18 protein-coding genes, 1 tRNA gene and 2 pseudogenes are annotated in these 21,478 nt (G+C 62.1%); 15 read left to right on the forward strand and 6 right to left on the reverse strand.

Going from position 1 to position 21,478, the window contains the following annotated elements:
* Positions 1-218 precede the first annotated feature (218 nt).
* The 6 genes and pseudogenes from C934_RS0126095 to C934_RS32570 all read left to right on the forward strand — a co-directional run bounded on the left by C934_RS0126095 (position 219) and on the right by C934_RS32570 (position 2,948).
* Positions 219-295, forward strand: a tRNA-Met gene (locus C934_RS0126095).
* Between the two features lie 286 nt (positions 296-581).
* The gene (locus tag C934_RS0126100) at positions 582-881 is read left to right on the forward strand and encodes a type II toxin-antitoxin system TacA family antitoxin (protein ID WP_018859495.1); all 300 of its coding nucleotides are present in this window, start codon (positions 582-584) and stop codon (positions 879-881) included.
* A 3-nt stretch (positions 882-884) separates the two neighbouring features.
* Complete coding sequence (locus C934_RS0126105) at positions 885-1,409, forward strand: GNAT family N-acetyltransferase (protein WP_018859496.1); 525 nt, start codon at positions 885-887, stop codon at positions 1,407-1,409.
* Positions 1,410-1,518: 109 nt separating this feature from the next.
* Positions 1,519-1,841: pseudogene (locus C934_RS36515) on the forward strand (SIP domain-containing protein); the annotation flags it as partial.
* Positions 1,842-2,414: 573 nt separating this feature from the next.
* Positions 2,415-2,663, forward strand: a complete 249-nt coding sequence (locus C934_RS0126115; RefSeq protein ID WP_018859498.1) for a CopG family ribbon-helix-helix protein — start codon at positions 2,415-2,417, stop codon at positions 2,661-2,663.
* Positions 2,660-2,948 (forward strand): annotated as a pseudogene (locus C934_RS32570) (type II toxin-antitoxin system RelE/ParE family toxin). Before C934_RS0126115 ends, C934_RS32570 begins: the two are co-directional and overlap by 4 nt.
* Before the next feature lie 316 nt (positions 2,949-3,264).
* Here the strand turns inward: C934_RS32570 and C934_RS0126125 are convergent.
* Genes C934_RS0126125 through C934_RS0126145 form a run of 5 tightly spaced genes read right to left on the reverse strand, consistent with a single transcriptional unit; the run spans position 3,265 to position 9,436 of the window.
* Positions 3,265-4,335 (reverse strand): LLM class flavin-dependent oxidoreductase, encoded by a 1,071-nt coding sequence (locus C934_RS0126125; RefSeq protein ID WP_018859500.1) that lies wholly within the window; start codon positions 4,333-4,335, stop codon positions 3,265-3,267.
* A 53-nt stretch (positions 4,336-4,388) separates the two neighbouring features.
* Complete coding sequence (locus C934_RS0126130; protein WP_018859501.1) at positions 4,389-5,543, reverse strand: acyl-CoA dehydrogenase family protein; 1,155 nt, start codon at positions 5,541-5,543, stop codon at positions 4,389-4,391.
* A gap of 19 nt (positions 5,544-5,562) precedes the next feature.
* On the reverse strand, positions 5,563-6,615 hold the full coding sequence (locus C934_RS0126135; protein ID WP_018859502.1) for an ABC transporter substrate-binding protein: 1,053 nt from the start codon (positions 6,613-6,615) through the stop codon (positions 5,563-5,565).
* A 10-nt stretch (positions 6,616-6,625) separates the two neighbouring features.
* Entirely contained in the window at positions 6,626-7,804 is a 1,179-nt protein-coding gene (locus C934_RS0126140; RefSeq protein WP_018859503.1) for an LLM class flavin-dependent oxidoreductase, read from the reverse strand.
* A gap of 24 nt (positions 7,805-7,828) precedes the next feature.
* The gene (locus C934_RS0126145) at positions 7,829-9,436 is read right to left on the reverse strand and encodes an ABC transporter substrate-binding protein (protein WP_018859504.1); all 1,608 of its coding nucleotides are present in this window, start codon (positions 9,434-9,436) and stop codon (positions 7,829-7,831) included.
* Between the two features lie 274 nt (positions 9,437-9,710).
* On the opposite strand from C934_RS0126145, the gene C934_RS0126150 reads away from it, so the two are divergent.
* From C934_RS0126150 to C934_RS0126185, 8 genes are all read left to right on the forward strand, one after another.
* A complete protein-coding gene (locus tag C934_RS0126150; protein ID WP_018859505.1) occupies positions 9,711-10,700 on the forward strand; it encodes an ABC transporter permease in 990 nt (329 codons plus the stop codon).
* Positions 10,697-11,701 (forward strand): ABC transporter permease, encoded by a 1,005-nt coding sequence (locus tag C934_RS0126155; protein WP_018859506.1) that lies wholly within the window; start codon positions 10,697-10,699, stop codon positions 11,699-11,701. Before C934_RS0126150 ends, C934_RS0126155 begins: the two co-directional genes overlap by 4 nt.
* A complete protein-coding gene (locus C934_RS0126160) occupies positions 11,701-12,693 on the forward strand; it encodes an ABC transporter ATP-binding protein (protein ID WP_018859507.1) in 993 nt (330 codons plus the stop codon). Before C934_RS0126155 ends, C934_RS0126160 begins: the two co-directional genes overlap by 1 nt.
* A complete protein-coding gene (locus C934_RS0126165; RefSeq protein WP_018859508.1) occupies positions 12,674-13,609 on the forward strand; it encodes an ABC transporter ATP-binding protein in 936 nt (311 codons plus the stop codon). The genes C934_RS0126160 and C934_RS0126165 overlap by 20 nt, the downstream gene beginning before the upstream one ends.
* A gap of 13 nt (positions 13,610-13,622) precedes the next feature.
* On the forward strand, positions 13,623-14,681 hold the full coding sequence (locus tag C934_RS0126170) for an aldo/keto reductase (protein ID WP_018859509.1): 1,059 nt from the start codon (positions 13,623-13,625) through the stop codon (positions 14,679-14,681).
* Between the two features lie 69 nt (positions 14,682-14,750).
* Positions 14,751-15,998 carry an acyl-CoA dehydrogenase family protein gene (locus tag C934_RS0126175; protein WP_026372093.1) on the forward strand — a complete coding sequence of 416 codons (1,248 nt, stop codon included), beginning with the start codon at positions 14,751-14,753 and terminating at the stop codon, positions 15,996-15,998.
* Positions 15,999-16,031: 33 nt separating this feature from the next.
* Entirely contained in the window at positions 16,032-16,994 is a 963-nt protein-coding gene (locus C934_RS0126180) for an amidohydrolase family protein (protein WP_018859511.1), read from the forward strand.
* A gap of 67 nt (positions 16,995-17,061) precedes the next feature.
* Entirely contained in the window at positions 17,062-18,477 is a 1,416-nt protein-coding gene (locus C934_RS0126185) for an FAD/NAD(P)-binding protein (protein ID WP_018859512.1), read from the forward strand.
* A gap of 71 nt (positions 18,478-18,548) precedes the next feature.
* On the opposite strand, the gene C934_RS0126190 is transcribed toward C934_RS0126185, so the two are convergent.
* Positions 18,549-20,165 carry an ABC transporter substrate-binding protein gene (locus tag C934_RS0126190; protein ID WP_018859513.1) on the reverse strand — a complete coding sequence of 539 codons (1,617 nt, stop codon included), beginning with the start codon at positions 20,163-20,165 and terminating at the stop codon, positions 18,549-18,551.
* A gap of 297 nt (positions 20,166-20,462) precedes the next feature.
* Between C934_RS0126190 and C934_RS0126195 the strand changes: the two genes are divergently transcribed.
* Positions 20,463-21,473: a LysR substrate-binding domain-containing protein gene (locus C934_RS0126195; protein WP_018859514.1), complete on the forward strand. Its 1,011-nt coding sequence runs from the start codon at positions 20,463-20,465 to the stop codon at positions 21,471-21,473.
* The last annotated feature ends 5 nt before the right edge of the window (positions 21,474-21,478 follow it).

Below are 21,478 nucleotides of genomic sequence, written 5' to 3' on the forward strand. Positions count from 1 at the left end.
TAAACGCAACAAACAAAGATAATCTTCTCATCACGAAAACGGCCCCAAGCCGATCAAAAGGGCCGCCCACAAAGCGGCCTTTCTGCTATAATGGGTCCGGAAACATGCAGTGCGTCCCTTACACGAGACAAATCGCCTTCGGCAATTTGCTCGGGCAGTAGCGTAAACTGCTTCGCAGTTTACGCACCGTGACAAAACCCAAAGGGTTTTGCACTTGGCGCGGGGTGGAGCAGCCCGGTAGCTCGTCAGGCTCATAACCTGAAGGCCGCAGGTTCAAATCCTGCCCCCGCAACCAAATTTACTTGCGACCCCGCTGCACACGCTGCGGGGTTTTCCTTTTTGACCGAAAGCGTCAGGATCCCCGCTAGATCGAAGCGAACGTCGATCTCGATTTTTCCGTTCACCGGCGTGAGGATGATGTCCTTGACCAGCGAACGGATCACGTTCGCCGCTTCAATACACTTTTCCTCGGAATCGTCCTCGAGCGTCTCGTAGAGTCGCTGAACCCGTGAACGAGACTGATAGTTTCGTATTGCATTTGGCGCTACAAATCGCTATTTTCCTCGTAAAGGAGATATGTCATGGCCGCCACTGTCGAACGCAAGGAATATCCGATCTCGATGCGTCTGCCTGAAGCAGATGTTGCAATGATCGATCGTGCGGCAAGCCTGCGCGGCCGCTCGCGCACCGATTTTGTGCGGGAGGCGGCCGTGCGCGCCGCAGAGGAAGTCGTTATGGAGCAGGGGCTCATCCGCATGAGCCCTGAAGGCTTTGCCGATTTCCTGGGTGTCTTGTCCCTACCGGTCGCTCCTGTTCCGGAGATGGTGGAACTGGTCAGGCGGCCCGCGCCGTGGGAAGTTGATTACGAGCCGAAGCAATAAGCCGTGGCCTTATCGGCTCCAGAACCGCTTACGGCGGCGCATGATGTTTCCGAATTTTCCTGCGGCAAGCCGACGCTCGATCATTGGCTGAAGACGCGCGCGCTTTCCAATCAGGAGAAAGGTTTCACGGCGGTTCTCGTCGTCCATGAGGGCGGGCGCGTCGTCGGCTATTACGGCCTGGCGCCTACCGCCGTCGTCCCTGCGATCCTCCCGCGCTCGATCCGCACCGGGCAACCGCCCGATCCGGTTCCCTGTCTTCTCCTCGGCCAGCTTGCCACGGACACGGAATGGGCGGGGATAGGCATCGGCACAGGTCTGGTGAAACATGCTCTTGAGCGTTGCGTCCAGGCCGCCGCTCTGATCGGCGGGCGGGCGTTGATGGTCAACGCCGTCGATCACGAAGCGGCGCAGTTCTGGCAGCGCCGAGGCTTCACGCCCTCGAAGGACGACCCGCTCGTCCTGTTTCGCTCCATCGCCGCAATCGTCGCATCGCTGGCGGAAGCGCGACAGCAAGAGCAAGGCGCATAACCTGAAGTCTTCACCGACGCCAAGCGGCTGTCCCTGATCCTGCCCGGTTCGGACATGCCGGTCGCCGACGATCGAGGGGATCGTAAGTAATGATTAAATCCTGCCCCCGCCGGCGATCGCCCGCATCATCGCGGAAGCCGCGCCTGGGACTGATATCGAGGCGATCATCGAAGTGGAGGATGGCCGCGAGGAGCAGCCGGTGCCGACCGAGAGCACGCTCAAGGCGCGCTGGTTGCATCGTAGGCATTATCCCATGGCTGCGAGCTGGCCAAAGCCGCGATCGTTGCTTGCGGTGGCGACACCTTCGTCTGGGCTGCCTGTGAAAAAGCAGACGCCCGGTCCATTCGCAGTTTTCTCAAGAGCCGCAAGCATGACCGAAAGTCGATGTATGTTGCCTGGTACTGGGAGCGGGATATCGCCCAGACGGTCTGACTGACAGTAGATGCAGTGCAAGCTGAGTGATGGCGAAAGCGATGCTGTCGAGCCTGAACGCGCGGCGATCGAAACCGGGCGAGGATCGCCACCGCCGAGGCCCTACCTCTTAACCGGTGCCGCGACAGCACGAGTTATCGCGTCGGTCTATCCAAAGTCCTAGCACCCGCATCAACGAGGTCGCTTTGGCGATCACGGCCGCGACGTAAAAAGCCAAATGACATGTTGAACCCAACGGATGGCGGCGCTTGCGTGAGAAACGACTGAAGGTGTTTAATAGTGGGGGTATGCCGCAGTCGATCCTTCGCGTACGAAGGTACCGAACCGGTAATCTCTTATCTAACGCGCAAATCTCTGTTCGAATCCCATCAAGACCGGCACTTTTACAAGTCTCCGTGCTATCAGGCCCCCGCAACCAAATTCCACTCAACGACAACGATGTATTGCCGCCGCTCAATCTGGAGGGTGGCATCGCGTATTCCTAATAATCGCCCGAAAACACGTGTGGCGAGAACCTTGACGAACCATCGTGGTTCACCGACGATAAAAGTGAACCAGGGAAAGACAGGTGCCATGACCGCTGCATTTACCGTGCGGGTTTCGGATGAAACCGCGAGCAAGCTTAATCAGATTGCGGAAAAGCTGGATCGCTCTCGCGCCTATATGGCTGCCGAGGCCATCGAGGCTTTCGTTGAGCAGCAGGAGTGGCAGCTTGCCGAGATCGAAGCCGGGTTGGATGCGGCCGATCGCGGCGAATTCGCCAGCGCCGAAGACGTGGCGAAGGTTGTTGGGAAGTACGTCAAGTCTGCCCGCCAATCATGAGCCGGAAACGTGTTCGCTGGACGCTTCTGGCGTTGCGGCGGCTTGATGAAATCGGCGCTTTTTGAGGAGGACAATCCCGATGCGGCAGCGCGCGTGATTGCCAGAATTGTGACGGCCGTGGATATGCTCGCCGACTTACCCGCAAGTGGGCGACCCGGCCGTATCAACGGCACCCGCGAAGTGGTGTTGGCCGATATTCCCTACATCATCGCGTACCGCGTCAGTCGAGATATTGAGATCATCACCGTCATGCACGCCCATCAGCGGTGGCCACAGACGTTATGACATGCCGCGTCCGTCAGCCCGAATCTTTGACAAATCCCCTTGGGGATAAGGGGAGGATGCCGGTCGGCACCGGGCGAAATAGGGGTTTACCCCGATTCATCGTCCGCTAATATTGCACTGTGCTTCACTTGTCGCAGATGCGATCTCATCTTCGCTTCGACCCCCAATTGGTCTCAATGTGTACGCCGAATACAAAGTGGGGAGCAGAGGACACACCCGCCTCTGCTGCATGGGCAGCCTCCTGCGTAACGAGCTGGTGTTGCGCAGGATCTTGCGTGATTGCGCGAGCGTCCGCAATGAAGTGGTCACTTAGGGCTCACCTGCGTAGAAGCGGCAGCAACTGGTTACCCTGGCGTTTGATCTCCGCGAGGTAGGGCGTATCGGAGAGCACGAAATGGGTGATGCCCAGATCTGCGTACTTGCGCAGGGACTTGGCGACGTCGGCCGCCGAGCCGACCAGCCAGGTCGTGCCGGCGCCGCCACCGCCGTATTTGCCGGGGGCGGTGTAGAGGTTGTCGTCGAGGACGTCTCCCGATCGATGCAGGTCGAACAGTCGCTGCTGGCCGACCGCGACTGCCCTGCGATGATCGCTCCAGCCGGCGCCATTGCCCTTGGCCATCTCTACCACCTTTGCTTCGGCGTCGGCCCAGGCCTGCTCGGTGGTGTCGCGCACCAGCGTGGTGATCCTGAGCCCGAACTCGAGTGGCGGCAGATCTCGATCAAGCTCCCGGCTTAGCGCCTGCAGGCGCGCGATGCGCTCGCGGACACCATCGAGCGGCTCTCCCCAGAAGAGCTGGACATCCGCTTCGGTGGCCGCGACCCGCTCGGCCGCCTCGGAAGCGCCGCCGAAATAGAGCTTCGGGTGGCGACGATCGCCGTGCGCCTCGATGCGCGGCACGACGGTCGAACCCGCGACGCCGAAGTATTCGCCGTCATAGCTGACGTTTTCCTCCGTCCAGAGCCTGCGCACCAGCCGCATGAATTCCTTTGTGCGAGCGTAGCGCTCTGCCTGGTCTCCCTCCCGGTCGCCATAGGCCGAGAGATTGTCGAGGCCGGAGACGATGTTGACACGGACACGCCCGCCAGTGAGATGGTCGAGGGTGGCGGCGGCCGAGGCGAAGTTCGCGGGTCGCCAGTAACCCGGGCGGATCGCTATCAGCGGTTCGAACGTCGTCGTGCGTGCCGCAAGTGCAGCGGCAACGGTAAAAGTGTCCGGTCTGCCCCAACCCGTTCCGATCAGCGCACCCTTCCAGCCATGCTCCTCGAGCGCCCTGGCGTGTTCCGTCAACGTGGCCAGGCTGTTGTGATGTTCAACCACGGAATCGCCGCGATGCCCCGGCCTCGTGTCGTTCGGTATGTACCAGAGGAATTCGCTGTCTTTGTTCATCGTCGGCCTGCGCTTGTGAAAATCAAATAGTAAAACCGGAGATCGGCGTCCCGCTATCGTGATGCGAGACGACCAAGTGCGTTGCGGGCGGCGATCGTCCGGATCATGTGGCTCTGCGGGGCATGGGAGCGGGCGGTAATGGCGTCTCGATGGTGGCGCTCGAGCTGGAAATCACGATTGAGGCCAGGGTTTCCGGCGAGCTCGAGAGCGAGGCTGGTGATCGCCACCGCATTGTCGATGACGACGTGGCGGACATGCATGCCGTCCATTCCAACGGCCCTGCCAGCGTCGACGTCTTCGCCGAGCGAGCGCAGCAATCGGGCATTGGTTGCAAGGCGGACTTCGATCTCTCCCAGCCCATCCTGAATGCGCGGAACCGTCGATAGCGGAGCGCCGAGGCTTGCCGGCGTACGGTGGGCGGCGAAGGCGAGCACGCGGTCGCGGGCGGAAAGCGCCACGCCGTGGTAGACCGCTGATATCAGCGAGAAGAAGAAGGCGGTTGCATGTTCTTCGCGGCGCAGCGGTTCGGATGCCGGCTGGGCTTCGATGATGTCTTCGAGTGGAACGGCGACATTGTCGAGGATGATATCGTCGCTGGCTGTCGCATGCATGCCGGCGGCATTCCATGCCTTTTCAATCTGCAGGCCGGGGCTGTCGGTCGGAACGAGGAAGGAGGCCAGTCGCGGCTCCTCCTCGTCGGTCAGTGCCAGCAGCGACACCCATTTCAGCACGGGTATGCCTGTCACGTAGCTCTTGTGGCCGCTGATGCGCCAGACGTCACCGTCTCGGCGCGCGATGGTCTCGGGCAGCGCGCCGTGGGCGGGAGAGCCGATGCGCGGCTCGGCCTGGGCAGCATTGATCAGGGCCGGCCCAAGCCGATTGGCCGTGAGTACCCGCTCGGCAAGGTGGTCCGGCCACTTTGCGAAGCGGCGCAGGCTGTAGTGGCTATTGTAGTGCATGGCGAGCACGAGCGCGGTCGAAGGTTCGCCGCGCGCGATCTCGCTGATGACGGCCTGCGCCTCGGCAAGGCCGGCGCCATGGCCGCCGTGCTCAGCCGCCGTCACCAGTCCGAGCAGGCCGGCGTCGAAGAGACGGGTGAAGTTCTCGAATGGAAAATCTCCCGTCTTGTCGTAATGCGCCGCGCGTCCGGCGAAGTCGACGGCGAGCCGTCGTGCCTTGTCCACCGGATCGATTTTTTCCTGAAGCATGGTTGTTCAATCTCCCGGTTCAGGCCACGGCACGCCTGTTGAAGCTGTCGATATGACGGCGGTCGACCCAGTCGGCGATGTCGAAGTCGGCGGCGAGGAAGCCGAAGTCGCGCAGAAAGTCCTTGTAGTGGCCGATCGCATCCACCAGTTCGGGCTGCAGGCCAAGGCCAAGGTGCTTGTGGATGTCAAGGCCATTGGCGGCGACAACCTGCTCTTCGGTGGCGCCGGCCTCCCGCGCGACGAAGCGCCTCGTTTCCTCGGGATGCGCTTCGGCCCATGCGCTGGCCTTGAAGATCGATTCCAGCAGGCGGGCGACGAGATCCGGCCGATCGGCGGCCAGAAGCTCGTCCACCGTCAAAACGCGCGGCGAGCCAGAGTTGATGCGGATCTTGGGATCGGGATGGAAGCCGAACTCGGCCACCTCAACGGCGCCAATAAGGTTGGCGACATTGATGCCGGCCGTGCCCTTCACATAGATTGCGTCGACGTCACCGCGAATGAGGGCTGCAACTTCCTCGCCATAGGGCTGCCTGCGCTTCAGCCCGAAGAGAGAAGGGCCTTCCTGCGTCGAGAGCACGGAATCGGAAAGCGCGATATCGATGATCTCCACAGCGTCGAGCGCCAGCCCGTCAAGCGACAGCGCCGAAAGCAGCCCCTTCAGCGCGGTGGCGCGCATGAAATCGACGATGCCTTCCGGGCGACGGGCAATGCCGAAACGGCGCCCCTTCAGGTCCTTCGTGGTCTTGATGCCGGTTTCCGGCAGGGTGATGATCGCCTGGAATTCATCGGTCCAGGTGATGCCGACGAGGCGTGTCTTGCGTCCCTCGGAGCGCGCGCGGATCGGCGGAACGTTGCCGCCATGGCGGAACGACCAGTCGAGCGTGTGGTTGAAATGGCTCTGGCGGATGTTGCGGTCGGGTGAATCGATGATCGATTTCAGCGTCACGCCGTCCTTGCGGAAGTTTTCCTCGAGATAGCCGAGTTGCGCGGCAAGGCCGACGGGCGTCGGCACCGGGCAGCGCGTGTACCAGATTTCGGAAATGGCATTGCCTGTTATAGCTGGGCTTGTCATGGCGTTCCTCCTAGTGGCGCAGTCCGGCTTGCTTCATCAGGGGCAGGACGTCGGTGCCGAAGAATTCGAGATCGTCGCGGAAGTCGAAGAAGCTGAGCTGCAGGCCGTCGACGCCGGCCTCCTTCAGCTTGACGAACTGATCGACCACCTGTTCGGGCGAGCCGATGACGCGAATATTGCCGCCGATGGCGCGGTATGGATCCTGCGGATCGCGGCCCTTCCAGGCCTGCGCGTCCGAGTTCAGCGACTGGAAGCCTTGCGGCGAGCGTTGGTCGGCATGGGCGACGATGCGGTCGGCGAGTTCCCACGCCTCCTTCTCCGTCGGCCGGCAGATCACCATCGGATTGAGCAGCGTGCGCACAGTACGGCCGACGCTGATTGCCGAATCCTTGACCCGCTTCGTATGCGCCGGCAGAGATTCCAGTGCGCTGTTGATGTCGGCGCCGGTCGGGCTGGTGATGAAAACGATATCCGAATAGCGACCGGCAAAGGCAATTCCGGCATCCGAACCGGTGGCGTTGACGAGGATCGGGCGGCCGAAGTTTGGCTTCGGCGTGACGAAGCCGCCGCCGAGCTTCCAGCTGCTTTCGCCTTCGAAGGAGAAGTTCTCGCTGTCGCTCCAGAGGCGCTGGACGACTTCGAGGAATTCGGCGGCCAGTTCGTAGCGCTTGTCGTGCTCGATGCGCGGCCAGCCGAACATCTCGTGCTCGACCGCCCGATGGCCGGTGACCACGTTAATGCCCCAGCGGCCGCCGGTGATATGGTCGAGCGTCGCGCCGAACTTTGCCAGATGCAGCGGATGCCATGGACCATAAAGGACATGCATGGTCGAGATGAGCATAATTTTCTTGGTGAGGCCCGCCAGCGCCGCCGTCGACACGAAGCTATCCAGCGCCTGGCCGTCGAAGACGCCGCCATAGCCGCCCTTCGGCAACCATTGCGACAGCGCGAAGACGAGGTCGAAGCCGAGTTCTTCCGCCCTCAACGTCAAGGCCTTGTTGTAATCGAAGCGCCAGTCGGTCGATCGCTCGAGCGTCGATTGCGTCCAGCCCCCGGCCTGAATCGGCAAGAAGAGGCCGAGGAGAACGGGCTGTTTCAGCGCCTGGGATAGCGGGCTTTCCGGGAAGTCGGTGGGTGCCGCAAACTTCGGCAGGCCGACGATCGATCCGGGGGGATGTTGAATGGTCATGAGTATATTCCTGCTGGTTTGGCGTCAGGATGCTGCGACGTAGGCGAAGGCGAGGCTGCCTGCGATGCCTTCGCCGCCGACGGTGTGATCGGAGATGCGTTTGTTGTAGATCGTCAGTTCCGGCTGGCTGACGATGTCGATCGCGGGCACGTCGTCGACGAGGATTTGCTGGATCTCGCGCCACTGCTCGACACGCTTTGCCGGATCGACTTCGATCGCTGCGGCTTCGAGCAATTCATCGACCTTGGGATTGCTGTAGGCCGCGCCGTTCGAGAAGGGGACGCCAGGCTTGAAGTTCTTGCTCCAGTAGAGGCGCTGAACGCCGACCGTCGGGTCGAACAGGTTGCTCATGCCTTCGAAGGCGAAGTCGAAATCGCGGTCGGTGTAAATGCGCTTGGTGTAGGTCGCGAAATCCTGGCTGCGGACCTTGGCGTCGATACCCACCTTGGCAAGCGCCTGGCGGATATACTCCGAACCACGCGGATAGGTTTCGCCACTCGGCACGAAGTCGAGATTGATGTGCGCACGGATGCCGTCTGCGCCGCGCGGGAAGCCTGCTTCATCGAGAAGCTTCTCGGCCGCGGCGAGATCGATCGGATAGGTCTTGAGATCCGGCACGAACCATTTCGCGAGGTTGGGATTGATCGGGCCGGGGATCGCGGCGCCGTAGCCGTAGTTGATGGTGTTGAGAATGACGTTGCGATCAATGACGTGCGCAAAGGCGCGACGCACCCTCACGTCCTTGAAGAACGGGCGCTCGAGGTTGAATTCGATGCGGCTGACGCCGTTCTGGTATTGGTAGCCCTTGGTCTCGAAGGCGAGCCCTTCGGCGCTCTGCAGCCGTTCGAGGTCGCTGAGCGGCACGGGTGTCGACGGCGCCAGATCGATTTCTCCGGTCTCGATCGCGATCGAGCGGGCGGCGGCATCAGGAATGAAACGGATGATCAGCTGGTCGAGATAGGGGCGGGGCTGATCCCAGTAATCGGGGTTGCGTTCGTAGACGATGTGGCTGCCGCGCACCCATTCCTTGAACTTGAAAGGACCGGTTCCGATAGGCGCAAGATTGGCCGGATTTTCCGCAACCTTGGTGCCTTCATAGATATGGCGCGGCACGATCGGCGTTTCGGAGGCGGCAAGTGCGGTGATCAGATAGGGCGCGGGCTTGGAAAGCTTGAGGATGGCCGTCTGTGCATCGGGCGTTTCGATGTCGGTGAGATTGAGGAAGGTGTTGCGGCCGCGCGGGTGCACTTCCTTCAGGGTCTTGATCGAGAAGGCTACATCGGCGGAGGTGAAGGGCTGTCCGTCATGCCATTTCACGCCGTTGCGCAGCTTGAAGGTGTAGGTCAGGCCATCGGGGCTGACAGTCCACTCCTTGGCCAGCAGCGGTTTCGGATTGAGGTCGAAGTCATAGGTGAGAAGGCCTTCAGTGGTCTTTGGCGAGACATAGACCGCGTTATAGGCCGTATGGGCGATCGTCGTCAGGACGGGCGGCTCGGCGGCCAGCAGAAGCGTTGCCGTGCCGCCGCGCGTTGCGGCGGCTGCGAAGGCGGGAAGCCGTGCTGTCGCGGTGACGCCGAGTGCGACCGAGGCCAGAAGAAAGCTGCGGCGCGTGGGTGCGGGAAAAAGTGACATCTTGTTCAACCCTCGTGATTCAGGGGCCGTCACGGCCCGCTTCAGTGTCATTCCGCGGATCGAGCCTGCTTTAGAGATTTTTGCCCCGTGACTGCTTTGAAGTGGGATGAAAACCTACGCAGTGTCGATATGCGGTATTATGTTGCCAAAAGCGCGCCAAATGGCGACATCGTTGGAATTATTTACCAATATGGATTTGACAAAACCCACAGAATTAGTCAACTACTTAGCGACGAGACGAGGTGAATTCTTTTCAGATCGCGAGGTGGGGCACATGTCGGCTTTAAGGCGGATCGGTCGAACGATCAGCAGGACGATCATTCAGGCCGTGCCCACGATGCTCGGGATCGTCATCCTCAATTTCTTCCTGCTGAAGCTGGCGCCTGGCGATGCGGCCGACGTGATGGCGGCGGAATCCGGCTCGGCCACAGTCGAGACGATGGCGGCACTGCGCGAGCGCTTCGGGCTTGATAACCCGATCCTTGTTCAGCTTGCCAACTATCTGAACAACCTCGCGCATTTCAGCCTTGGCTTTTCGCCGCGCTACGGCATGCCGGTCGCCGATCTGATCGGCCAACGGCTGCCGGGCACGCTGGTGCTGATGCTGGCGGCATTGGCGATTGCAATTGCCGTCGGACTGCTGCTCGGTTCGCTGATGGCCGCCTTCTCCGGGCGCCTTCCCGATCGTATAATTTCTGTCGTCTCTTTGCTCTTCTATTCGATTCCCGGCTTCTGGATCGGCCTGATGCTGATCCTGCTCTTCTCGGTCAAGCTTGGATGGCTGCCGAGCGGCGGAGACAGCACGATTGGCTCGCGACTGACAGGGTTCCCGGCGCTGCTCGACAGGGCGCGCTACATGGTGCTGCCCGCAACCTCGCTCGCGCTTTTTTACCTGGCGATCTATGCCCGCCTGACGCGCGCCTCGATGCTCGAAGTCAAGTCGCAGGATTTCGTGCGAACCGCGCGCGCCAAGGGTGTCTCGCCCTTCGTGTTGACGACGCGACACATCCTGCGCAACGCCCTGATCCCGATCACCACCATGGCCGGCATGCACTTTGGCGGGATGCTGGGCGGTGCGGTCGTGGTCGAGACCGTCTATAGCTGGCCCGGCCTCGGGCGGCTGGCGTTCGAAGCGGTCATGGCCCGCGATTTCAGCGTGCTGCTCGGCATTCTCCTCCTGTCTTCCTTCCTCGTGATTGTCGCCAATGCCGCTGTCGACCTGCTGCAGGCGTGGATCGATCCCCGAATTGGAGCAAGCCGATGAATACTCAAAAACTTGGAACACTGGCCGGCCAGGCGATAGACTTCGCGCCACAGAAAAAGGTCGAGCGCGATCAACCAGCACCGGAAGCGCCCAAGCAGCCGCGCTGGACACATATCCACGCCCCCGACGTCCGTGCCTCGGTTTCGGGTACGGCCTGGCGCGGCATGCGTCGGGAATTGAAAGTCTTCCTCGGCAACTACAATGCACTCTTTGGTACAGGCATTCTGCTGCTCGTTGCCCTGTCGGCCTTGCTGGCGCCGCTTCTCTTTCCCGGCGACCCGCTCGAGATGGTCGCGCGCCCCTTCCTGTGGCCCGGGCAGAACCCTGCCTATCCGCTTGGTACGGATTCCATGGGCCGCAATGTGCTTGCCGGCATCGTTCACGGCGCCCGTATATCGCTGACCGTCGGGCTGGCGGCCACCGCGCTCGGCTTGACTGTGGGGATCGCCATCGGCGCCGTCGCCGGCTACTTCGGTGGTCTGATCGACGATATCCTCGTCAAGTTTATCGAGATCTTCCAGACCATTCCGAGCTTCGTGCTGCTCGTCGTTCTCGTGGCAATCGCCCAGCCGACGACAGCGACCGTGACCATCGCCATCGCGATCGTCTCTTGGCCGACGGTGGCGCGACTGACGCGCGCGGAATTCCGGACCATTCGCGAGAAGGACTATGTGCAGGCTGCCCGCAGCCTCGGCTTCGGCCATTCCCGCATCATCTTCCGCGAGATCCTTCCCAATGCGCTGCCGCCACTGATCGTCACCTCTTCGGTCATGGTGGCAAGCGCGATCCTGATGGAATCGGCGCTCTCCTTCATGGGGCTTGGCGATCCCAACCGCGTCTCCTGGGGCTCGATGATTGGTGCAGGGCGCGATGTCATTCGCACCGCCTGGTACCTGACGGCGCTTCCCGGTCTTGCGATCGTCTTCTCAGTGCTTTCGCTCAACCTGATCGGCGATGGTCTGAACGACGCGCTCAACCCGCGCTTTTCGGAGGATCGCTGATGACGAAACTCCTTGAGGTTTCAGACTTCTCGGTGGGTTTTGGGGCCGCCGAACCTGTGAAGGGTGTCAGCTTTTCGGCCAATCCGGGCGAGATGCTCGCGATCGTCGGGGAATCCGGCTCGGGCAAGTCGCTGACGGCGCTCGGCCTGATGGGCCTGTTGCCGCGGCACGCAAAGGCTGGCGGGCAGATCCGCTTCGACGGCCGTGATCTTGTCGGTCTCCCGGAACGGGACCTGCGCCGCATCCGCGGCCGAGACATCGCCATGATCTTTCAGGAGCCGATGACCTCGCTCAATCCGGTGTTGACGATCGGCGACCAGATCATCGAAGTGCTGCGCATTCATGAGGATCTCAACCGGCGTCAGGCCCGAGAGCGCGCCATTGCGCTGTTGGATCTCGTCAGCATTCCAGAAGCCCGCCGCCGTATCGACGAGTATCCGCACCAGCTTTCCGGTGGCATGCGCCAGCGCGTCATGATCGCCATCGCTGTCGCCTGCAATCCGAAACTGCTGATCGCCGATGAAGCGACGACCGCACTCGACGTGACGATCCAGGCGCAGGTGCTGCAGCTGCTCGATAATCTTCGGGTGCAGCTGAACATGGCCGTCATTTTGATTACCCACGATCTCGGCATCGTCGCGCAATGGGCCGATCGCGTCGTCGTCATGTATGCCGGGCGCAAGATCGAGGAGGGACTTCCGGGCGAGGTGTTCGACAGGCCGTATCATCCCTATACGAATGGGTTGCTATCAGCCTCGCCGCGCCTGAAGGCGGACTATCACTACCGCGACGGACGGCTCTCGGAGATCCCGGGCTCGATCGTTTCGGCTGCCGGCGAGAAGGGCTGTTCGTTCCGTCCGCGTTGTCCGGTCGCGCGGCCCTCCTGCGCCTCCGTCGTACCGCAACTTATCGCACTGCCGGCCGGCCGGCAGGTGGCGTGCCCCTATGTTCCAGCCATTGCGGAGAACGCCCATGTCGCTTCTGTCGGTTGATCGGCTTTCGACCCATTATCCCGGAGCCGCTGGCACCGTGCGCGCCGTCGATGGCGTGTCGCTTGATATCGCCGAAGGCGAGACCGTGGCGCTGGTCGGCGAGTCCGGCTGCGGCAAGTCTACTCTCGGCAAATCGCTGGTGCGGCTCGTTGATCCATCGTCGGGGAGCGTCACTTTCAAGGGCAGGGACGTCACCGCCATGGCAGGGCGGGAACTGCAGTCCGTCCGGCGCAGCATCCAGATGATCTTCCAGGATCCGTTTGCCTCGCTTAACCCGCGGCAGACGATACGCACCATCCTAACGGCTCCTCTCGCGGTTCACGGTATCGGCGAGCGCAAGCAGCGCGAGGCGATCGCCGCGCAGATGGTGGCCCATGTCGGCCTGCCGGCGGATTCGCTCGATCGCTATCCACATGAGTTCTCCGGCGGCCAGCGCCAGCGTATCGGCATTGCCCGTGCGCTCATCCTGCAGCCGGAACTCGTCATCTGCGACGAACCTGTTTCGGCGCTTGACCTCTCGATCCAGGCGCAGATCCTCAATTTGCTGGTCGAGATGAAGACGGAGCTATCGCTTTCCTATCTCTTCATCTCTCACGATCTCTCGGTGGTTCGCTATTTCGCCGATCGCGTGCTCGTCATGTATCTCGGCCGCATCGTCGAGAGCGCTCCGACGAGCGAGCTGTGGAAGGGCGCCAAGCATCCCTATACGCAAGCGCTGCTCGCCGCCGTGCCCGATCCGTCGCGGCGCAAGCAGGCCGCGCCCATATCAGGCGATCTGCCGAGCCCACACAATCCACCGGCCGGCTGCCGCTTCCATACGCGCTGTCCGCTCGCCACCGATATTTGCCGGTCCGCAGATCCGGCATTCCGCCAGTTCGGCAGCGGCCACGCCGCCGCCTGCCATCACGCTCAGTAAGAAGGAGAATACAATGGTCGATTATCGTTATCTCGGGCGCAGCGCGCTCAAGGTGTCACCGCTCAGCCTGGGAACCATGATGTTCGGCGGCCCGACGCCCGATGACGTCGCGTTCCGCATCATCGACAAGGCGCGCGAGCAGGGCATCAACTTCATCGACACCGCCGACGTCTATCACGACGGCAAGTCGGAAGAGGTCGTCGGCAAGGGCATTAAGGCGCATCGCGATCACTGGGTTCTGGCGACGAAGTTTGTCAATTCGCATAAGAAGGGCCCGAACCTCGGCGGTCATTCCCGCAAGTGGGTCATCGAGACCGTCGAGAATTCGCTGCGCCGTCTCAACACCGACTATATCGACATCCTCTATTTCCACCGCGCTGTCTTCGATGCGCCGCTGGAAGAGCCGGTGCGCGCGATCGCTGACCTGATCCGCGCCGGCAAGCTCCGCTACTTCGGCGTCTCCAACTTCCGCGGCTGGCGCATCGCCGAAGTCGCGCAGTTGGCCGATGAACTTGGCATCGATCGTCCGGTCGCAAGCCAGCCGCTCTACAACATCGTCAACCGCACCGCCGAAGCCGAGCAGCTGCCGGCGGCCCATCACTATGGTCTCGGCGTCGTCTCCTATTCGCCGCTGGCCCGCGGTGTCCTGACGGGCAAGTACGAGCCGGGCAAGGAACCGGCCGCCGATACCCGCGCCGGTCGCGGCGACAAGCGTATCCTCGAGACAGAATGGCGTCCTGAATCGATCGCCATTGCCTCCGAGATCGCTGCCCACGCTACCCGCAAGGGCGTCTCTCCGACCGAGTTCGCGCTCGCCTGGGTGCTGAACAACAAGCTGATCTCGGCGGCCATCGCCGGTCCGCGCACGGAAGAGCACTGGGACAGCTACATCCGCGCGCTCGACGTCAAGCTCGACGCTGAGGACGAGGCGTTGGTCGACCGACTTGTCACGACGGGGCATCCCTCGACGCCCGGCTTCAACGATCCGAGCCATCCGGTCGAAGGTCGCGTGCCGCGTAACGCCGCAGGCGGTGCCGACAATGTCGTGCCGCTGACACGCGCGGTCGCCTGATCATGACTTCAGGGATCCGCCGATATGGCGGGTCCCTTCTTTTCTTTTTCCGGCCGAGAAGGTTTCCGCATGCCGAATACCGCTCCTTCAGCACTGTCCGCCACCCCGAAACCTGCGGAGGCGGTGAACGATCTCTCGACGCTATTGGCAAAAGTTCCTGATCTGGCGGCCGAAATCGCGAAGGAGGCGGCAAGACGCGATCTGGAAAGGGAGCTTCCATTCGAGGCCTTCCGCCTGTTCAAGGAGGCCGGTCTTGGGGCGCTGCGCATTCCTGTGGCGCTCGGTGGACCGGGTGGATCCGTTGCCGACTACATCGAAACGATCATGGCGATCGGCGCGGCGGATTCGAATGTCGCTCACGCGCTGCGCAGCCATTTCAATTTCACCGAAAGCCTGATCCTCAGCCCCAGCACTGCTATCGACCGAACACAGCTCAGTCGCGTTCTCTCGGGCAAGCTTTTCGGCGGAGCTCATACGGAGCAGGGCACCAAGCGGCCGGGCGAGGTGACGACACGTTTGACGAGATCGGAGGATAGTTACCGTCTCAACGGCCGCAAATGGTATGCGACGGGCACGGCGTTCTCGAACTTCGCGTCATTCAGTGCGAAGAACGATGACGGTGAGTTCGTGAGCGTTTTGCTTCCGGTCGATCGTCCCGGCATCACCATTCTCGACGACTGGGATGGCATGGGCCAGCGGCTGACCGCGAGCGGTGGTGTTCTGCTCGAAGACGTCGAGGTACTGCCGCATGAAATCTCCACGCGCGGCCTCAACACGCTCGTTGGACGCCACACCTCGACCTTGCGGCAGTTGCACCTTGCGGCGTCAATGGCGGGCGCTGTGCGTGGCGCGCTCGCCGAAGGGACGGAATATGTGCGCCGCCAGGCCCGCTCGGCAGCCCATAGCGCGGCAGAAACCGCCAGTGCGGATCCCTTCGTCCAGAAGATTCTCGGTGAGGTCGCCGCCGGCTCCTTTGCCGTCGACACGTTGATCCGTGAAAGCGCGCGTGCGCTCGACAAGACGGCCGCCGCGTTCGCCGCAGCCGATCCGCAGGCGCTGGAGACCGCGTTGATCGAGAGCGCGCTGACGACTGCACGCACACAGATCGTGGCTTCGCAGATTGCACTGGCGGCCGCAACCAACGTCTTCGAACTCGGCGGCGGCTCCGCGACGTCGCGCCATCTCAATCTCGATCGGCACTGGCGCAACATCCGCACCGTGCTCAATCACAATCCCTTGCTGCACAAGGCGAGGGTGGTCGGTGACTTCTACATCAACGGAACCACGACACACCTGGAAGAAGGTAAGGTCTTCTAGTCCCTGCCGCGCAGCGATCGTCACGGAGCCACCATGAGCAAGCTCGATATCGTCGATTTCCATACGCATTTCCTGCCCGAAGGCTGGGAGGTCTACCGCGCGCCCGGTCGCCCGCTCGATCCGCTGTGGGCACGGATCGGCGCGAAGATCTCCGATATCGATGCGCTGATCGCAGATAGCGATGCGGCCGGTATCTCGCGCCGCGTGATCGGGGTCGCGCTGTCGATCGTCGCGGCGCCTGATGCCGATCTTGGCGCGGTCAGCCGCAAGCTGAACGACGACCTGGCAGCGATGGTTGCGCGCCATCCCGATCGGCTTTTCGCGCTGGCGACCGTGGACACCTTCGGCGGAGAAGCGGCGGCGCTCGAGGCACGGCGCGCCATCGTCGACCTCAATCTGTCCGGCCTGTTTCTCGACAGCGCGAGAGGTGACAGGTTGATCGATGCGCCGGAAGCCCGGCCCGTCCTGAGGGTTGCTGCGGAGCTCGGCGTTCCCGTCTTCCTGCATCCCATCAACCCCGAGCCGCTTTCAACGCAGCTGTCCGGACTCGGCAGGCTCGGGACCCGCTTAAGTCGTGGCACGATCAACGCCGCCGCCGCGATCTCGCTGGTGACGTCGGGCGTCTTCGACGAATTGCCGGAACTTCGGGTCGTCATTACCGCGCTCGGCATTTCGGCACTCGCCCTGACCGGCCCCTTCGGCGAACTGCCGTCCATTTTCGCGGAGGCGCCAGCGGGCAAGCGGCGTCACCTCTATATCGACATCATGCCGTCGGAAGCGCGCTTCATCCGCTTCGTGACCAGTCTCGTCGGCGCCGACCATGTTCTGACCGGCAGCGACTGGCCGATCCTTGGGCACGATCCGACGCAGGACGGACTGGCCGCAGCCTTTGCGGCGGCAGGACTGGGCGAGCATGAAGCCGAGCTGATTGCCAGCCGAAACGCCCTCGAACTGCTGAATGGGCGCCATCGCAGTCGCGACAAGCTGATCGCATAAGGGCGTCCGCCCGTTCTCATATCCCGACATATCACGCTCCACCGACGCCGGTGGGAGAGGAGGTCTATTGCGCATCGATCGTATTCCGCATCACTCCGTTGCCATTGTCGGCGGGGGCTTCGGCGGGGCGCTGACGGCGCTCAAGCTGCTCGACCAGACCGAAGTGCAATTGGCGATCACCATCATCGAGCGACGAGAGGAGCTTGGTCGGGGTGTTGCCTACAGCACACCCGATCCGGCCCATCTGGTGAACGGCCCGGCTGAAATCTTCTCCCTCTATCCCGAGGATCCCGGCCATCTCTCGCGCTGGCTCGTCGAGAATGGCCCGGCCTACGGCTGGACGCCTCCCGCCGAGGCGGGCACAAGCAGCCCGCCGCGTTACCTCTATGGAACCTATGTCCGTGACGAGCTCGCGCGTGCGGTCGCGAACGCGCGGCTCGGTTCGACGCTAAGGCATATCCGGTCGTCGGCATCCGGGCTGGTGGCAACGCCGAGCCGGATCCGCATTACCACGGCTGACGGTACCTCTGTGGAGGCGGATGAGGCCGTGCTGGCCCTTGGCGTTTTCCAACCGCGCCTGTCGGCCGCCGAGGCTCAACTCGCCGGTCACCCGCGTTTTGCAGCCAATCCGTGGGACGCACTGGCGCTCGACCGTCTGAAAGGCTGCGAGGAAATTCTCCTGATAGGTTCGAGCCTGTCGATGGTCGATGCCGTGGCCAGCATGGAGGCGCGGGGTTATCGCGGCCGCTACCGCGTGATATCGCGCCGTGGCCAGTTCGTGGAGGGTCGCAGGACTGTCGACGCAGCGCGCGACTTTCTGGCCGATGGCCCGTTGCCATCAACCGCGCGCGAACTGTTGTCGCGCGTCAAGGCGGAACGACGGTCGATTTCGGCTGAGGGTGCAGACTGGCAAGGGCTGCCCTTGGCGATCCGCCCCCATATTCTCTCGCTGTGGCAAGGGGCCAGCGATCGTGAGCGTCTGCGGTTCACCCGGCATCTCAGGGCCTTCTGGGACGTTACCGCGCATCGCTCGGCGCCGGAAAGCCACGCGATTATCGAGCGGGTGATTTCGGAAGGTCGGCTGGAGCATGGCCGCGCCCGTATCCTTGGATTTGCCGTTGAGGGCAGCGAGATCACCGCCAGCCTGAAGACAGCGACAGGCGTTGAGACGGTGCCCTTCGACGGCGTGATCGATTGTCGTGGCCATCAGTTGCATGATTGGCGCCGGGTATCCGACCCCTTCGTGAAGAGCCTGCTCGCGAGCGGCGAGGTTCGCCCTCACAGCACCGGCTATGGCATTGATGCGACGCCGGCGGGTGATCTCATCAACGAGGAGGGGCTCGTCCACCGTAATCTCAGCGCCATCGGCCATCCGCTGCGGGGCGTTGCATGGGAGTCGAGTTCGATCACCGAGCAGCGCGCCCAGGCGATTGCACTCGCCGATCGTATCCTCACGAAATTCACGCCCGTCCGCGTCGCGTGATCTCATCTCCAAAAGCAAAAGGGGCGCATCGACGATGCGCCCCTTTCCTGTGCAGGTCCTGCCGCCGCACCTCAGCCTTCGCCGTCCTTGATGTAGACATCAGCGAAGTTGGACTGCACACCCTCGGCCCCGATCGTGTGGTTTTTGACCCGCTTGTTGAAGACGGTGACGTTCTCCAGTGAAATCAGGTTCACCACCGGCACTTCGTCGGCAACGATCTTCTCGAAGGCGAAGAATTGCTGCTTGCGTTTCGCATCGTCGATCTCGACGGATGCGGCTTCGAGCAGCTTGTCCACCTCCGGGTTGTTGTAGTGACTGGCGTTCGAGAACGGCAGGCCGAGCTTGAAATTCTTCGACCAGTAGATGCGCTGCACGCCAAGCGTTGGATCGAACTGGTTGCCGAGATATTCGGCCGTCACGTCGAAGGCACGGTCGGTGTAGACCTTCTTGATGTAGGTGGAGAAGTCGTAGGAATCGATCGTGGCGTTGATGCCGATGCGCGTCAGGTTCTGCTTCAGATATTCGGCGACCCGCTTGAAGCCTTCGTTGTAGGAATTGTGGGTCAGTCGCAGGTTGAAGCGGACGCCGTCCGCTCCGCGCTTGTAGCCGGCCTCGTCGAGCAGCTGTTCAGCGGCTTTCAGGTCGAAGGCGTAGGGCTTGATCGAGGTGTCGAGATAGCGCGGCAGGAAGGTGCTGATCGGGGTCGGCGAAACATGGCCGTAGCCGTACCAGACGGTGTTCAGGATGACGTCGAGGTCGATGGCGTGGGCGATCGCGCGGCGAACGCTGACATTCTTCAGATACTCGTTGTCGAGATTGAAGATCAGCTGCGTCTGGTCGCCCTTGGTCTCGTAGCCGCGTGAATCGACGGCAATGTTCGGCAGTGCCTTCACACGTTCGAGATCGCTCAGCGGAATGGGATTGTCGCCGCCGATATCGAATTCGCCGGTCTCAAAACCGGCGGCGCGGGCCGCGCCATCAGGCACGAAGCGCACAATGACCTGGTCGAGATAGGGTTTGCCGGCGTCCCAGTAATCAGGATTGCGCTCGAGGATGATATGCGATCCGCGTACCCACTCCTTGAAGACGAATGGCCCCGTGCCGATCGGGGCACTGCCATTCGGATTGGTTGGGACGTCAGCGATCTTGACGCCGTCATAGACGTGCTTGGGCACGATCGGCGACTCGGCCCCGTAGAGAGCACTCAGCAGATAGGGCGCCGGTTTGGAAAGCCGGATCACGGCGGTCAGCGGATCGGGCGTTTCGACCTTCGTGACATTGGCGAAGGTGCCGCGGCCACGCGGGTGGACCTGCTTCAGAAGCTCGATGGAATAAGCAACGTCGTCCGATGAGAAGGGCTTGCCGTCATGCCACTTCACGTTCGGGCGGAGCTTGAAGGTGTAGTTCAGTCCATCGTCGCTGATTGACCATTCCGTGGCGAGCTGTGGCTTCGGTGTCAGATCGAAGTCGTAGGTCAAAAGACCTTCGGTGATCTTCGGGCTGACTTTCTGGGTACCGCCAGCCGTGTGGGCCAGCGCCAGGATCGTCGGCGGCTCCGGCTCGACGATGAAGTTCAAGGTGCCGCCCTTTGTCGGTGCCGCAGTCCCGGCGAAGGCGTTAAGCGGTAGGAACGCTGTAAGACCTGTCGCGGCAAGAAGCTTGTTGAGCTGGCGTCTGCTGATGTCCATGAATACCCCCTGAATTGCGATTAAAATGCCTCTGTCGAAGCATCGTCGCGGCAATCATCGGGCAGCGTGGCGCAAAACCGGAAGAATGTTTTTCTCCGCGTCCGGGAAAGGAAAACTTCGCGCCAGTGCGTCGGCAGGTAGTCGATCCATTTAATCTACTAAAAATATAGACAATTTCCGAAAATGAGTTTTTGCATCTCTGATCGAGGTCTGCAGCGCAAGAAAATGTTCCGCCGGCAGGGTTGGAAGGAAAGCCGGTTCTCGTCTTCATGGGGCGGTTTGTGGTGCAATCACGCAATGAGCACCTTTGCCGACTCCCGCAGAAAAGCAATCCAACCCACGCTTGCGCGGCTGCCGCCGTTGACGTCGCTGCGGGCCTTCGTCGCGACGGCGCGACATCTGAATTTCGTTCGTGCTGCCGAAGAGTTGCATGTGACGTCGGCTGCGGTCGGTCAACAGATCCGCCTGCTGGAGGACTACCTTGGCCAACCGCTTTTCAACCGGGTGCGTGGCCAGTTGCATCTGACGCCGGCCGGGTTGGCATTGGTGCCCGGACTGACCGGTGCCTTCGATGCTGTTCTGGCCGCCATGGCTCATTTCGTGCAGAGCGATCATGAACAGCCGATCCGCGTTTCGGTCGCCCCGTCCTTCGCCAGCAAATGGCTGATCCCGCGCCTCGATGCGCTGCGGCGAGCAGCTCCGGGCCTTCAGGTCCTGGTCGACGCGTCGACCAAGCTGACAAACCTCGATGCCGGCGACGCCGATTGCGTGATCCGCTACGGCAGCGGTCCATATCCGGGGCTCATCGTCGATCATCTCTTTTCCGAGGCCGTGCTGCCGGTCTGCAGCCCGGAGTTTGCCGATACGCATGGGCTGTGGGGCAATCCGCAGGCGATCGAAGATGTGCCGCTGCTGCATGAGGAGGGCGCCGAGCATGATCAATCCTGCCCGGATTGGGGTGGATGGTTGCGCGCCGCCGGGCTTTCCTACCTGCCGTCGCAGGGTGGGTTCCGCCTCAACCATTCCTCTCTTGTACTCGATGCCGCGCTGGCAGGGCAGGGGCTGGGGCTCGGCAAGATCAGGCTGGCGGAAGCAGAGATCCGCTCGGGGCGACTGGTCTGCCCCTTTGGCGTACCGCAGCCGGTCAGTTCCTCCTACTTCTTCGCCACCACGGCGCATGCGGCGCGACTGATGCGCGTCGATCTGTTTCGCGAGTGGTTGCTTGCCGAAGCGCGGGCCTTGCAGACAATGGACGAGATCATCGCGCGCCGCATCCGGCCGGCCGCCGACATGATGGCGGCCGAGTAACGTCG

The organism is Rhizobium sp. 42MFCr.1, assembly GCF_000377185.1.
GTDB classification, from domain to species: domain Bacteria; phylum Pseudomonadota; class Alphaproteobacteria; order Rhizobiales; family Rhizobiaceae; genus Rhizobium; species Rhizobium altiplani.